General features: G+C 70.8%; 10 protein-coding genes and 1 pseudogene. 9 read left to right on the top strand and 2 right to left on the bottom strand.

What is annotated here, in order from left to right; all coding sequences use genetic code 11:
- Nucleotides 1-212 precede the first annotated feature (212 nt).
- Nucleotides 213-1,718 (top strand): alpha/beta hydrolase, encoded by a 1,506-nt coding sequence (locus AC07EG_RS26155; RefSeq protein WP_478255816.1) that lies wholly within the window; start codon nucleotides 213-215, stop codon nucleotides 1,716-1,718.
- Nucleotides 1,719-2,383: 665 nt separating this feature from the next.
- Nucleotides 2,384-3,611 (top strand): annotated as a pseudogene (locus tag AC07EG_RS26150) (IS110 family RNA-guided transposase).
- Between the two features lie 346 nt (nucleotides 3,612-3,957).
- Here the strand turns inward: AC07EG_RS26150 and AC07EG_RS26145 are convergent.
- Entirely contained in the window at nucleotides 3,958-4,398 is a 441-nt protein-coding gene (locus AC07EG_RS26145; protein WP_478255815.1) for an NUDIX domain-containing protein, read from the bottom strand.
- An 80-nt stretch (nucleotides 4,399-4,478) separates the two neighbouring features.
- On the opposite strand from AC07EG_RS26145, the gene AC07EG_RS26140 reads away from it, so the two are divergent.
- The gene (locus tag AC07EG_RS26140) at nucleotides 4,479-6,116 is read left to right on the top strand and encodes an ABC-F family ATP-binding cassette domain-containing protein (protein ID WP_478255814.1); all 1,638 of its coding nucleotides are present in this window, start codon (nucleotides 4,479-4,481) and stop codon (nucleotides 6,114-6,116) included.
- 1 nt (nucleotide 6,117) lies between these two features.
- On the opposite strand, the gene AC07EG_RS26135 is transcribed toward AC07EG_RS26140, so the two are convergent.
- Nucleotides 6,118-6,960, bottom strand: a complete 843-nt coding sequence (locus AC07EG_RS26135; protein WP_478255813.1) for a hypothetical protein — start codon at nucleotides 6,958-6,960, stop codon at nucleotides 6,118-6,120.
- Nucleotides 6,961-7,133: 173 nt separating this feature from the next.
- Between AC07EG_RS26135 and AC07EG_RS26130 the strand changes: the two genes are divergently transcribed.
- From AC07EG_RS26130 to AC07EG_RS26105, 6 genes are read left to right on the top strand one after another with little or no spacing between them, the layout of a single operon-like run.
- Nucleotides 7,134-8,285: an ROK family transcriptional regulator gene (locus AC07EG_RS26130; protein ID WP_478255953.1), complete on the top strand. Its 1,152-nt coding sequence runs from the start codon at nucleotides 7,134-7,136 to the stop codon at nucleotides 8,283-8,285.
- A gap of 30 nt (nucleotides 8,286-8,315) precedes the next feature.
- Nucleotides 8,316-9,644 (top strand): extracellular solute-binding protein, encoded by a 1,329-nt coding sequence (locus AC07EG_RS26125; RefSeq protein ID WP_478255812.1) that lies wholly within the window; start codon nucleotides 8,316-8,318, stop codon nucleotides 9,642-9,644.
- Between the two features lie 11 nt (nucleotides 9,645-9,655).
- A complete protein-coding gene (locus tag AC07EG_RS26120; RefSeq protein WP_478255811.1) occupies nucleotides 9,656-10,642 on the top strand; it encodes a carbohydrate ABC transporter permease in 987 nt (328 codons plus the stop codon).
- On the top strand, nucleotides 10,642-11,517 hold the full coding sequence (locus AC07EG_RS26115; RefSeq protein ID WP_478255810.1) for a carbohydrate ABC transporter permease: 876 nt from the start codon (nucleotides 10,642-10,644) through the stop codon (nucleotides 11,515-11,517). Before AC07EG_RS26120 ends, AC07EG_RS26115 begins: the two co-directional genes overlap by 1 nt.
- Nucleotides 11,514-12,794: a 6-phospho-beta-glucosidase gene (locus tag AC07EG_RS26110; protein WP_478255809.1), complete on the top strand. Its 1,281-nt coding sequence runs from the start codon at nucleotides 11,514-11,516 to the stop codon at nucleotides 12,792-12,794. Before AC07EG_RS26115 ends, AC07EG_RS26110 begins: the two co-directional genes overlap by 4 nt.
- A complete protein-coding gene (locus AC07EG_RS26105) occupies nucleotides 12,791-13,807 on the top strand; it encodes an N-acetylglucosamine kinase (RefSeq protein WP_478255808.1) in 1,017 nt (338 codons plus the stop codon). Before AC07EG_RS26110 ends, AC07EG_RS26105 begins: the two co-directional genes overlap by 4 nt.
- Nucleotides 13,808-13,811 lie beyond the last annotated feature (4 nt).

Here is a 13,811-nt window from a genome sequence, read left to right as displayed (position 1 = left end):
GGGGTGGGAGGGTATTTGTGTGTGTGTTTTTTTTGTTTTGTTGTGGGTGGTTTTTCCCCTCCCCCCCCCCCCCCCCCCCCCCCCCCCCCCCCACCACCCAGTCGTGCGGAGCGACTTTGGTTGTAGGCCCGCTCAGACTTCAGGCGGATGTGCGCGGGTGCCCCGCTTCCTAGGCTGGGCCCAACCTCGTTGCCGACGATTCTGGGGGCGTGATGCGAAGGTCCTTGGCGGCCGCTGCCGCAGTGGTTTCGGTGCTGGTGCTCGCACCGGCGGCGCAGGCCCAGCAGGGTCCACAGTGGACACCGTGTGCGGAGGCGAGCCCGCTGCTGTGCGCCGAGCTGACCGTGCCGCTGGACCACCGCGATCCGGAGGGCACGCAGATCGAGCTGGCGATCTCCAAGCTGCCCAGCGCGAATCCCCGGCAGCGGCGCGGAGTTCTGCTGCTGAACCCGGGCGGTCCCGGCGGTCCCGGCCTGGACATGCCGATGGGCCTGGTTTCGGCCGGGTTGCCCGCGAGCGTGCTCGACACCTACGACCTGATCGGTTTCGACCCGCGTGGGGTGGGCCAGAGCACCCCGGTCACCTGCGACCTGCGGCCCGAGCAGCTGGTCAGCAACGTTCCGCCGTACGCGAAGGACGCCGCCGACGTCGTGGCCAGGGCGCAGGTGGCGCAGGGGCTGGCGCAGCAGTGCGCCGGATCCGCGTCCGGTGCGCGGTTGCCGTTCACCACCACGGCGAACACCGCCCGCGACATGGACCGCATCCGGGAGGCCCTCGGTGAACCGAGGATCTCCTACTTCGGTGGTTCGTACGGCAGTTACCTCGGCGCGGTCTACGCCACCCTCTTCCCGGACCGCACCGATCGCTTCGTGCTCGACAGCGTGACCGGTACGGGTGGCCTCGACCTCACCGGTGCGCGGAACATGGGACAGGGCATGGAGGACCGGTTCCCCGACTTCGCCAGGTGGGCGGCCGACCGCCACGGCACCTACGAACTGGGCCGGAATCCGCGTGAGGTCAAGGCGAAGTACTTCGACCTGGCGGCGAAGCTCGACGCGGAGCCGGTGCTCGGCGTCGACGGCGCGTTGTTCCGCCACCTGACCTTCGGCTCGCTCTACGGGGACGCCAACTTCCCGGTGCTCGCCCAGCAGTGGCAGCTGCTGGACCGCGCCGGAGCACCGGCCACCGCGCAGGCCGCCGCACCGGACTTCGCGAACCTGCTGTCGTCGCAGCTGTATGTGGTCTGCGGTGACCACGACTGGCCGGAAGCGGTCGGCACGTACCAGCGCAACGTCGAGCAGGACCGCAAGCGGTACCCGATGTTCGGTGCCGCCTCGGGGAACATCTGGCCGTGTGCGTTCTGGGCGGCCGAACCGGTGGAGCCGCCGGTGCGGATCACCGACGACGGACCGTCCAATGTGCTGCTGGTGCAGAACCGGCGGGACCCGGCGACGCCACTGGTCGGTGCCCGCGACATGCGCCGGGCGCTGGGTGACCGCGCCAAACTGGTGACGGCGGACCAGGGCGGGCACGGTTCCTACCTGTCGGCGAACGCCTGCGTGAACAACCTGGTGACGCGCTTCCTGGTGGACGGCACGCGCCCGGCCCGCGATGTCGGCTGCGGTGCCGACAAGTCCGCGTTCGCCGGACTGACCGACGAGCAGCGGCAGACGCGGGAGCACGCCTTCGCGGAGGTGTACGAGCACCCGATCCGCTGAGCGCCTGCGTCGGCGGTCCTGGCGAAGTGAGTTCGAGTCGGCGCCAGCAGGCCGCGGAAGCTTTGTGGAGGTCCCGGCGGGGTGCGTGGGCGGCGGCACCCCTGCCGCAGGAACACGGTGCGCTCGACCATCCAGCGGTAGCTTGCGAGGCCGGACCCGTGCTCGGTGCCGCAGCGAGCGATCCGCGAGAGATGATGCCCTGATAACACGCGAACGAGCCCGAAGCTGATCAGGATCTCTGCGCGGTTCGGGCTCGCTCTTCAGCTCGCGTTCCGCCGACGCCTGGCGATACCTGGGGCCTGGAGCCCTCCAGCTAAGACCGTGCCGCGGCGGAACACGACCGGTGGTGGCCCGGACGGGACGCCTTGTTCTGACCATGGACCTGGAGTCCTTCATCGAGACCGGCGGACCACACCCGTCCGGGGCCGCCGCCACGCCCGCTGATCAAGGATGTCGCTCGTGGTTCGAGCCCCGTCCGCACGGCCTGCACCTTGCTTCTCGAGAGCCCGGGAGCTCTGGCATCAAGACCGGAGTCGTGCGGATCGCTGGGATCGTGAGCGGCTCAACCGGAGGGAAGGCCACAGAGCCTCGTTATCAGGGCGCAGCACGTTCTCGCCAGGGACTCTGACCAGTCCGAACAGGTGAGCAAGGAGAGCAAGTGGGCAATCGTGTTCTGCGGCATCGACTGGGCCGAGCGCCACCACGACGTCGCCCTGGTCGATGCTGAGGGCAAGCTGGTGGCCAAACGCCGCATCGCCGAGTCCACCGACGGTTTCGCCGAACTGACGGCCATGCTGGCCGACGCCGGCGACAGCCGCGAGGACCCGATCCCGGTCGCGATCGAGACCCCGCGCGGGCTGCTCGTCGCCGCGTTGCGGGAAACCGGGCGGGCGATCTACGCAATCAACCCGATGACCGTCGCACGCTACCGGGAACGACACCGTCTCCCGCAAGAAGTCCGACCACGCCGACGCGATGGTCCTGGCCAACATCCTGTGCACCGACGCTCACGCTCACCGTCAGCTGCCCGCCGACACGGAGCTCGCCCGCGCGGTCGCGGTCCTGGCCCGCGCCGCCCAGGACGCGGTCTGGCGTCGCACCAGGGCCTGGCAAGAACTGCGGTCTCTGCTGCGCGAGTACTACCCGGGCTTCCTCGCCGCATTCCACCGCGGCGGCGCTACCGACCTCGCCGGACCCGAAGCCCGTCAACTGCTCGCGCTAGCCCCGACACCGGCGGCCGCCGCCAAGTTCACGCCGGCCCGGATCGCGACCGCATTGCGGCGAGCCGGCCGCCAGCGCGGCATCAACGCGCTGGCGGCCGAACTCCACCAGGCGTTCCGGGTTCCGCAGCTGCGGCAGCTTCCGCTCATCGAGGAAGCGTTGGGGGCCAGGCTGTCGCGCTGCTGGCGACGCTCAACACCGAATGTGACAACGCCGAGCAACTCGGCCAGGCAGCCATCGCCGCGTTCCAGCCGCACCCTGACCACGAGGTGATCACCAGCTTTCCCGGCATGGGCGAACTCAGCGGCGCACGGCTCCTGGCCGAGATCGGCGACGACCGCGCCCGCTTCGCCGACGCCCGCGCGCTCAAGGCCTACGCCGATTCAGCACCGGTGACCAGAGCCTCCGGACGCGGCATCGCCAGCACCGGCCGCCTCGTCAAAACGACCGCCTCAACGCAGTCGGCTTCGTCTGGGCCTTCGCCGCCATACCCCGACCAAGGACCACTACGACCGACGCCGTGCCCGCGGCGACCGCCACGCCGCCGCCCTGCGCCACCTGTTCAACCGCATGCTCGGCCAGCTCTACCACTGCCTCCACACAGGGCAGACCTACGACCCGATCAAAGCCTTCGGCGAACCCGCGCACCACACCGAACCCGTCGCTGCTTGACAGCTAGCGAGATCGGAGCTCTCAGCTCGCAGGGCGTTGCTTGTCGAAGTTGTAGGTGCGGCCGGGCGCGTGCCGTGGTGGTCCACGCCGCTCGCGCGGGATGGCCTCGAGCAACGGTGCGGGCGGTTGAGGTCGTCGTGGCCCGCCGGTCAACGTGGCCGCCGGTGGAAGAGTCACCGCCGTCGGTGAGCACCGGGCGTGGGGAGCCGCCGCGGGCTCGATCGACCGGGCTGGACCCGGCCCCCGTTCAGCGTCCGCACCTGGGATCCGTCGATGGCGTCGCGAGATCAGCCCGGCGCCGGTCAGGAGGCAGCCGACCACCCCGCGATCACCCTGTCGGGACCTCTCAGACCGGCCACCCCAAGGTGCCGAACGAAACGCTGCTGGTGAACGCCCGGATGCCGGCGAGCGAGTAGGGGATCACATCGCCGGGCAGGGCGTCGAGCGGGTACCAGGCGACGGCGTAGCACTTGTCGGGTTCGAGGTTGCGGGGTTCGCCGGTCCAGTGGTGGGTGGCGAAGAAGACCCCGAGGCGTGGCCACCGGCCGGCGCCGGTGGCGTGGAGGGTGTGCACGTGACGCAGGTCGGCGGGGTCGATGCGCACCCCGACCTCCTCGGCGGCTTCGCGGACGGCCGCGGCGGGCAGGGACTCGCCGGAGTCGAGCTTGCCGGAGGGCAGGTGCCACCTGCCGTCGCCGTAGCTGCCGCGCCGCTGGGTGAGCAGGATGTCCCCGTCCCGGATGAGCAGGACGTGGGCGTCGATCAGGGTGTGCGGGCCATCGGGCATCCGGGCGGGTTCCTCACGGGGTGGCGGCGGCAGGACGCTCCGCAGGTTACGCCGCGGCAGCGGCTAGCATCGGTTCCCTTATGAGCGCAACACTCGTCGTGAAGGAACTGGGTGCGGGGTTCGGGGAACGCGTGCTGTTCTCCGGGCTGGACCTGGTGGTCGCCCCCGGGGACGTGGTGGGGCTGGTCGGCGCCAACGGCGCGGGCAAGTCCACCCTGCTGCGGGCACTGGCCGGGCTGGTGCCCGCCGAGCACAGCACGATCCGGCTGAACCCGCCGACCGCCACGGTCGGGCACCTGCCGCAGGAACCCGAGCGCCGGGCGGGGGAGACGGTGGGCGAGTTCCTGGCCCGCCGCACCGGCGTCGCCGAGGCGCAGCGGGCGCTCGACGACGCGACCACCGCGCTCACCGAGGGCGAGCCGGGTTCGGACGACGCGTACGCCGTCGCCCTGGACCGCTGGCTCGCGCTCGGTGGTGCCGACCTGGCCGACCGGGCCGCCGAGGTGGTCGCCGAGCTGGGCCTCGACGTCGGGCTGGAGCAGGAGATGACGGCGTTGTCCGGCGGGCAGGCCGCCCGCGCGGGCATGGCGTCGCTGCTGCTCAGCCGCTACGACATCTTCCTGCTCGACGAGCCGACGAACGACCTGGACCTCGACGGCCTCGACCGGCTGGAGAAGTTCGTCGGCGGCTTGCGCGCGGGCACCGTGCTGGTCAGCCACGACCGCGAGTTCCTGGCCAGGACGGTCACCCGCGTGGTCGAACTGGACCTCGCCCAGCAGCAGGTGAACACCTACGGCGGCGGCTACGAGTCCTATCTGGAGGAACGCGCGATCGCTCGCCGGCACGCGCGTGAGGAGTACGAGGAGTACGCCGACACCCGCGCGTCACTCGAATCGCGGGCCCGCACCCAGCGCAACTGGATGGACAAGGGCGTGCGCAACGCCCGCCGCAAGGCCACCGACGGCGACAAGATGGCCAGGAAGTTCCGCGCCGACGCCACCGAGAAGCAGGCGTCGAAGGTCAAGCAGACCGAGCGCCTGCTCCAGCGCCTCGACGTGGTGGAGGAGCCCCGCAAGGAGTGGGAGCTGCGGATGGAGATCGCCGCGGCACCCCGGTCCGGTGCGGTGGTGGCCACCGCGCGGGCGGCCGTGGTGCGCCGGGGCGAGTTCACCCTCGGCCCGGTGGACCTGCAGCTCGACTGGGCCGACCGGGTGGCGATCACCGGCGCGAACGGGTCCGGCAAGTCGACGCTGCTCGCCGCGCTGCTCGGCCGGATCGAACCGGACGAGGGGCAGTGCTCGCTCGGCTCCGGCGTGGTGGTCGGCGAGGTGGACCAGGCCCGCAAGCTGTTCTTCGGCGAGGAAACCCTGCTCGACGCGTTCGCCGCCGAGGTGCCGGAACTGGTCCCCGCCGAGATCCGCACGCTGCTGGCGAAGTTCGGGCTGAAGGCGGTGCACGTGCTGCGCCCGGCGGTCACCCTGTCCCCGGGGGAGCGCACCCGCGCGGCGCTCGCCCTGTTGCAGGCCCGCGGGGTGAACCTGCTGGTGCTCGACGAGCCGACCAACCACCTCGACCTGCCCGCCATCGAGCAGCTGGAGTCCGCGCTGGCCACCTATCCGGGCACGCTGCTGCTGGTCACGCACGACCGCCGGATGCTGGACGCGGTGGCGGTGACCCGGCGCCTCGAAGTCGCCGGGGGCCGGGTCACCGAACGCTAGCTCAGCGGCGGAAGCGCCAGGTCTTGCTGTCGAAGGCGACGCAGATGCTCGGGGAGAGCACCACCACCCGCAGCGTGCCGTCGCGTTCGTCGAAGTCGATGCCCTCGGTCTCGAACTCCCCGGAGCAGCCGCTTTCCAGCGGCAGCTGACCCAGCGCGCTGACCCGGCCGGTCACGTCCGAGCCGTTCAGCGCCCCGGCGAGATCCACCTGCAGCAGCGGCTTGGTGATGCCGAACAGCGAGCCCGCGGGATCGTTGGACGAGCAGAGCAGCTGGGTGGCGGTGACGAAGTCGCAGCCCTGGATGTCCCGCACCGGCCGGTCGAGGCGGATGGCGAAGGCGTACGGCAGGTTCTCCGCCGGGTTCTTCGCGACCAGGCCGGGCGTGGGGTGCACCAGGAGCCGGTCCATCGTGCCCCATTCGCCCGCCACCATCCACGCGCCGTCGGGGGAGACCGCGGCGAACGAGTTGTTGTTGGCCTCCCAGGATTCCAGCGCGTGCTGGTATTCCGCCCACGAACCGTCCGGGGCCTGCACGCGGAACAGCTTCGCACCGCGGTCGTCGCGCTGGTACGGCTCGATGTAGTAACCCCTGGCGGTGCCGGGGTCCCCGACGTGGTTCCAGCCGCGGGCGGCCAGGTTCGGCGGGATGGTGCCGATGCCGGTGTAGCGGATGGTCGTGCCACCGGGACGCTCGACGGTGGCCAGGCCCTGGCTCTCGTCGAGCGGGCGGGCGACGTCGGAGCCGATCTTCCGCCAGGGGCCGGTGGCCCCGGCGGTGGTGGCGGTGCTCAGCAGGAGGGCGGGGACGAGGGCGAACGCGGCGACGATCTTGTTGAAGCGCATGGGAATCTCGTACCAGTCGCGGGTGGCCTGCCGAATCCGCCGGAAGGTGGTTCATACCAACTTCGGCGGAACCGTTGACGGGTGTGTCCTGGCTCACTACGCTGACGGAAACCGTCTGGAAAGTTAACAGATAATTTCAGGGGAGCTGTCCAGTGCGAGCAGGAAGCCCACGGCTGCTGCGCGAGATCAACGACCGCGCCGCGATCGACACCTTGCTGCGGGAAGGACCGCTGACCCGGTCGGACCTGGAGTACGTGATCGGCCTGTCCAAACCGGCCACCGCCCAGCTGCTGAGCAGGCTGGAGCAGGACGGGATCGTGGTCAAGGACGGCGTGCGCGGCGGCAGCCGCGGGCCGCGGGCCCAGCTGTGGTCGGTCAACGGCGCGGTGGCGCACGTGGCCGCGGTCGACCTGACCCCGCACGCCGCCGAGTTCGCCATCGCCGACGTCACCGGCAAGGTGCGCGCCGAGCACAGCGCACCCCTGCCGGTCGACGCCGGTGCCGACGTGGCCGCCGCCTTCCGCGAGGCCACCATCGCCGCCGCGGCGAGCGCGGGCCTGGCGCTCGAAGACCTCAAGCACGTGGTGATCGGCGCGCAGGGCGCGGTCAACCCGACCAGCGGGCACCTGGAATCCGCGCCGCACCTGCCCGGCTGGTCCGGGTTCGACCTGCCGGGCAGGCTGTCCGAGGCGCTCGGGGTCGGCGTGACCATCGAGAACGACGTGAACCTGGTGGCGCTGGAGGAGATGATCTCCGGCGAGGCCGCCGAACTGCGGGACTTCGTGCTGGTCTGGCTCAGCGAAGGCGTCGGTGGCGCGGTGGTCGTCGGCAGGCGCCTGCTGCGCGGGGCTTCCGGCGGTGGTGGTGAGTTCGACTGGCTGCGCGTCCCCGGCGCCGACGGGGCCGATGGCGGCCGGTTCGGCGACCTGGTCGACTCACCCGCCATCGTCGCGCTGGCCGCCGAGCACGGCATCGACGAACCGACCGGCTGGGCCGCCGTGGGCCACGCCGTCCGGAGTGGACAGCGGGGCGAGGCGTTCCTGGCCGCGTTCGCGCGCCGGGTGGCGCTCGGGGTGGCCAACGTGGTCAGCGTGGTGGACCCGGAAACCGTGCTGCTGTGCGGTGAGGTCAGCCGGGCCGGGGGCACCGCGCTGACCGGGCTGGTCGCCGGGGAACTGCACCGGCTGGTGGTGCCGCGCACGCCGGTCGGCCTGGCCTCGGTGCCGGGCAACGCGGTGCGCGCCGGCGCGCTGCACTCGGCGCTGGCGGTGGTGCGCGAGCAGTTGTTCGGCCTCGCTCCGGCGGCGGCCGTCCCGATCTCCTGAAAACAGCCATCCCCCACCCAAGGAGTGCCTATGCGGGCGTTCAAGCTGCTTCTCGGAATCGCGTCGGTTTCCCTGCTCACCGCCTGTTCCCCAGCGGCGAGCGGACCGGCGGGCGGCGGTGAGATCGGGGCGGCGCCAAGCCGGGACGAGGCGCTGACGCTGACCGTCTACAGCAAGTTCACCTCGCGCGAGTACGACGTGGTGACCAAGGGACTGGAAAAGCTGAAGACCAGGTTCCCGAACATCCAGATCAAGCACGAGGGCAACCAGGACGACGACAAGCTCACCCAGTCCATCCGCGGGGGCAATCCGCCGGACGTGGCCATCTCGTTCTTCACCGACAACCTCGGCGCCTGGTGCTCCACCGGCAGCTTCATCGACCTCGGGCCGTACCTCGAACGCGACCGGGTCGACCTGAACGTGATCCCGGAGGCGGTGCGCAGCTACACCGAGTTCGAGGGCAAGCGGTGCGCCATGCCGATGCTCGCCGACGTCTACGGCTTCTACTACAACAAGGACCTCTTCGCCGCGGCCGGGGTGACCCAGCCGCCGAAGACCACCAGCGAACTGCTGGAGGTGTCCAAGCGGCTGACCCAGTTCAACCCGGACGGCTCGATCAAGGTCGCCGGTTTCCTGCCGTCCATGCCGCACTACTCGAACCAGGCGCAGATCTGGGCGCCGAACTTCGACGCGCGCTGGCTGGGCGCCGACGGCAAGTCGAACCTGGCCGCCAGCCAGGAGTGGAAGGCGATGTTCGAGTTCCAGAAGCAGCTGATCGACTCCTACGGCGGACCGCAGAAGGTCGAGCAGTTCAAGTCGGGCCTCGGTGACCAGTACTCGGCCGACCACGCCTTCCACCGCGGCAAGATCGCGATGATGCTCGACGGTGAGTACCGCACCGCGTTCCTGGCCGACCAGGCGCCCGAGGTGAACTACGGGACCGCGCCGCCGCCGGTGCTCGACAGCAAGCCGGACCGCTACGGCGGCGCCTTCACCACCGGCACCATCATCGCCATTCCCCAGGGCGCCAAGCACCCCGGGGCGTCGTGGGAACTGGTCAAGCAGATGTCGCTGGACACCGACACGCTGGTGGAACTGGGCAACGGGCTGAAGAACGTGCCCAGCACCGAAACCGCGCTCAAGGACCCGAGGCTGGAAGTCAGCGAGCAGTTCCGCGAGTTCCTCACCATGTTCTCCAGCGGCAAGCTGCTGCCGAACCCGACCACGCCGATCGGCGACGCGCACCTCAAGGCGGTCAACGACTTCGCCGAGCGGTGGCAGGCGGGCAACGAGCCGAACCTGGAGGAGGGCCTGAAGAAGGTCGACGCGCAGATCAACGACGAGCTGGCGCAGAAGTAGGGCGGCGAGGGATGACCGCCACCCTCGGCCGCGCGGTCACGCGGCCCCCGGCCCCGCCCGAGCGGCGGCGGGCGGGCCACGGCCGCCGCCGCTGGACCGCGCTGGCCTTCCTGGCGCCGGCGCTGATCGGCTTCTCGATCTTCTTCGCCTATCCGCTGATCGCCACGGTGTACTACTCGTTCACCCGCTACGACCTGGTGAGCGCGCCGGAGTGGATCGGCTTGGACAACTACACCCGGATGTTCACCACCGAACCGCTGGTGGGCACCGCGGCGTGGAACACGCTGTGGCTGGTGGTGGTGCTGACCGTCACGCGGGTGATCTTCTCGCTCGGGGTGGCCTCGGTGATCGCGCGGCTCAAGCGCGGGGTCGGGCTGATCCGCACGCTGTGCTACCTGCCCGCACTGGCCCCGCCCGCCGCCGCCACGCTGGCCTTCGTGTTCCTGTTCAACCCGGAATTCGGCCCGGTGAACCGGTTCCTGCGGCTGCTCGGCATCGACGGCGGGCTGTGGTTCAACGATCCGGCGATGTCGAAACCGGCGCTGACCCTGCTGGTGCTGTGGGGTTCCGGCGAGCTGATGATCATCGTGCTGGCCGCGCTGCTGGACGTGCCGCAGGAGCAGTACGAGGCCGCCGAGCTCGACGGCGCCGGGCCGCTGCGGCGGTTCTGGCACGTGACCCTGCCGTCGATCTCGCCGGTGCTGCTGTTCGGCGTGGTCAACTCGATCATCTTCGCGCTGCAGTTCTTCACCCAGGCGGTGGTGGCCAGTGCGGTGGCCTCGGGCAGTTCCGACGTGGCGGGCAACACGAGGTACATCGGCGCGCCGCAGAACTCGACGCTGACCTACCCGGTCTGGCTGTACGTGCAGGGCTTCCGGTACTTCAACATGGGTTACGCGGCGGCGATGGCGGTGCTGCTGTTCGTGGTCTCGTTCGGCTTCACCTGGCTCCTGGTGCGCCAGCTGCGCAAGGCTTCCGCCGTCGAGGGAGGTGGGTGATGGTCGCGGTGAGCGAACGGCCGGTCGAACCGGCCGAGCGGCGGCGGCGGTCGCGGGACCGCCGGCTCCAGTGGGTGGCTGCGCACGCGATCGGCCTGGCCCTCGGCATCGGGTTCACCCTGCCGGTGGTGTTCGTGCTGCTGACCGCGGTGATGGCCAGCGACCAGGCGATGACCGCGAGCCTGTGGCCCGCCGAATGGCACTTCGAGAACTTCATCGAGGTGTTCGACCAGGTGCCGCTGCTGGACTACCTGGTCAACAGCCTGACCTACTCGCTGCTGGCCACGCTGGGCATGCTGCTCTCGGCGATCCCGGCGGCCTACGCGCTGGCGAAACTGCGCTGGCGCGGGCAGAACCTGTGCTTCATGCTGGTCGTGGCCGCGATGATGCTGCCACCGCAGGTGGTCGTGGTGCCACTGTACGACCTGTGGGTGCGCCTCGGTTTCACCGGCAGCCTGGTGCCGCTGGTCGTGCCGTACTTCCTGTTCGACGCGTTCAGCGTGTTCCTGCTGCGCCAGTTCTTCCTCACCATCCCGCGTGACTACCTGGAGGCGGCCAAGATCGACGGCTGCTCCGAGTTCACCGCGATGGTCCGGGTGCTGGTGCCGATGGCGAAACCGGGCATCGCGGCCACCGCCATGTTCTGCTTCCTCTTCACCTGGAACGACTACTTCGGCCCGCTGCTCTACACCGGCGAGAACCGGGACGGCTGGCCGCTGTCACTGGCGCTGGCGTCGTTCCGCGGCATGCACCACGTGGAGTGGAACCTGACCATGGCGGCCACCGCGCTGATCATGGCGCCGGTCATCGTGTTGTTCGCCTTCGCCCAGAAGTCGTTCGTCCGGGGTATCACGTTCACGGGAGTCAAGGGTTGAAACTGACAGTGGTCGGCGGGGGATCCACCTACACGCCGGAGTTGGTCGACGGCATCGCCGGTAGACGGTCCACTTTGGACGTCGACGAGATCGTGCTGGTGGACCCGGACGCGCACCGGCTGGACATCGTCGGCGAGTTCAGCGCGCGGCTGCTGGCGCACGCCGGGCACCCGGCGAAGATCAGCACCACCGGCGACCTGGAGCGCGGGGTGGACGGCGCGGCGGCGGTGCTGCTGCAACTGCGGGTCGGCGGGCAGGCCGCCCGCCGCTCCGACGAGACCTTCCCGCACCGCTGCGGCTGCGTCGGGCAGGAGACCACCGGCGCGGGCGGGCTGGCGAAGGCGCTGCGCACGGTACCGCTGGTGCTCGACCTCGCCGACCGGGTGCGCGCGGTGGCGGGGGAGGACACCTGGATCGTCGACTTCACCAATCCGGTCGGCATCGTCACCAGGGCGCTGCTGGACCACGGGCACCGCGCGGTCGGGTTGTGCAACGTGGCCATCCACCTGCAGCGCACCTTCGCCGGACTGCTGGGCGTGGAGCACGAACGCCTGCGGCTGGACCACGTCGGGCTGAACCACCTGAGCTGGGAACGCGGGGTGCGGGTGACCGGGGCCGACGGCACGGTCACCGACCGGCTGCCGGAGCTGGTCGAGCAGCACGGCGAGGCCGTCGCCGAGCACCTGGGCATGCCGGTGGACTGGCTGCGCCGGTTCGGTGTGGTGCCGTCGTACTACCTGAAGTACTACTACTCGCACGACGAGGTGGTCGAAAAGCAGCGCAGCGAACTGCCGCGCGCGGACGTGGTGACCGAGGTGGAGAACGAACTGCTGAAGGTCTACCAGGACGAGTCGGTGGTGACCAAGCCGGAGCAGCTTTCCCGGCGGGGTGGGGCGTTCTACTCCGAAGCCGCGGTGCAGCTGGTGCACGCGCTGACCGGGGGCGGACCGGCCGAGGAGCACGTGGTCAACGTGCGCAACGGCGGCACGCTGCCGTTCCTGCCCGACGACGCGGTGATCGAAGTGCCGTCCACAGTGGACGGCGACGGGGCCAGGCCGCTGCCGGTGGCGCCGGTGGAGCCGATGCTCGCGGGGCTGATCGCGCACGTGACCGCGTACGAGAACCTGGCGCTGGAAGCGGCGTTGCACGGGGGCCGCGAGCGGGTCGCCGGCGCGCTGCTCGCCCATCCGCTGATCGGCCAGTACCGCCAGGCCGACCTGCTGGCGGACGCGCTGATCCAGGAGAACCGCGACCTGCTGCCGTGGGCCAAGGCATGACCTCCGAGCTGGTGGTGGCGATCGACGGCGGCAACAGCAAAACGGACGTGCTGCTCGTCGACGCCGAGGGGAACGTGCTCGGCGAAGCACGCGGCCCCGGGGCCTCCCCGCAGAACGTGGGCGTGACCGCCTGCGTCGAAACGCTGGAACGACTGGTGCTGACCGCGCTGGCGGGGGCCGGGCTGGCCGCCGACCGGCCGTTCGGCGTGCACACCTCGGCCTACCTGGCCGGCCTGGACCTCCCGCGGGAGGAGAAGATCCTGCACGACGCGCTGGCCGCCCGCGGCTGGTCGCAGTCGCTGGCCGTCGGCAACGACACCTTCGCGTTGCTGCGGGCGGGCACCTCCAGCGGAACCGGGGTGGCGGTGGTGTGCGGTGCCGGGATCAACTGCGTCGGGGTCGGCCCGGACGGCCGGGTGCACCGGTTCCCCGCGCTGGGCCGGATCTCCGGCGACTGGGGCGGTGGCGCCCACCTCGGCGAGGAAGCGCTGTGGTGGGCGGTGCGCGCGGAGGACGGCCGCGGCCCGTGGACCGGGTTGCTGCCCGCGGTGCTGGCGCACTTCGAGGCCGATTCGGTGGTGGAGGTGGTGCACCGCCTGCACTTCGGCCGGCTGCCCGCCCACGCGCTGCACGCGCTGTGCCCGGTGCTGTTCGAGGTGGCCGCGACCGGGGACGAGATCGCGCAGGGGGTGGTGGACCGGCTGGTCGAGGAGGTCAGCGTGCTGGCCGGGGTCAGCCTGCGACGGCTGGGGCTGACCGCGGGCACGCCGGAGGTGATCCTCGGCGGGGGTGTGCTGACCGGGGTGGGGGAGCCGGTGATCGCCGAGATCGAACGCCGCTGCCGCAAGGTGGCACCGCGCGCGGAGTTCCGCGTGGTCGACGTGGCGCCGGTGGTCGGCGCGGCGTTGCTCGGCCTGGACGCGATCGGCGCGGACGTGCCCGCCAAGGAACGCCTGCGGGTGCTCTCGGGCGGTGTGGTGACCGAAAGCCGGAAGGAGGTGCCACCCGCGTGAGGCC

The sequence above is a fragment of the Amycolatopsis sp. NPDC045836 genome, assembly GCF_056431745.1.
This window is presented reverse-complemented; position numbering and strand designations above follow the sequence as displayed.

Bases quoted from the DNA above. Each gene is read 5' to 3' on its own strand.
- AC07EG_RS26145 (WP_478255815.1), bottom strand. From the start codon at position 4,398: ATGCCCGATGGCCCGCACACCCTGATCGACGCCCACGTCCTGCTCATC.
- AC07EG_RS26105 (WP_478255808.1), top strand. From the start codon at position 12,791: ATGACCTCCGAGCTGGTGGTGGCGATCGACGGCGGCAACAGCAAAACG.
- AC07EG_RS26125 (WP_478255812.1), top strand. From the start codon at position 8,316: ATGCGGGCGTTCAAGCTGCTTCTCGGAATCGCGTCGGTTTCCCTGCTC.
- AC07EG_RS26140 (WP_478255814.1), top strand. From the start codon at position 4,479: ATGAGCGCAACACTCGTCGTGAAGGAACTGGGTGCGGGGTTCGGGGAA.
- AC07EG_RS26155 (WP_478255816.1), top strand. From the start codon at position 213: ATGCGAAGGTCCTTGGCGGCCGCTGCCGCAGTGGTTTCGGTGCTGGTG.
- AC07EG_RS26135 (WP_478255813.1), bottom strand. From the start codon at position 6,960: ATGCGCTTCAACAAGATCGTCGCCGCGTTCGCCCTCGTCCCCGCCCTC.
- AC07EG_RS26120 (WP_478255811.1), top strand. From the start codon at position 9,656: ATGACCGCCACCCTCGGCCGCGCGGTCACGCGGCCCCCGGCCCCGCCC.
- AC07EG_RS26115 (WP_478255810.1), top strand. From the start codon at position 10,642: ATGGTCGCGGTGAGCGAACGGCCGGTCGAACCGGCCGAGCGGCGGCGG.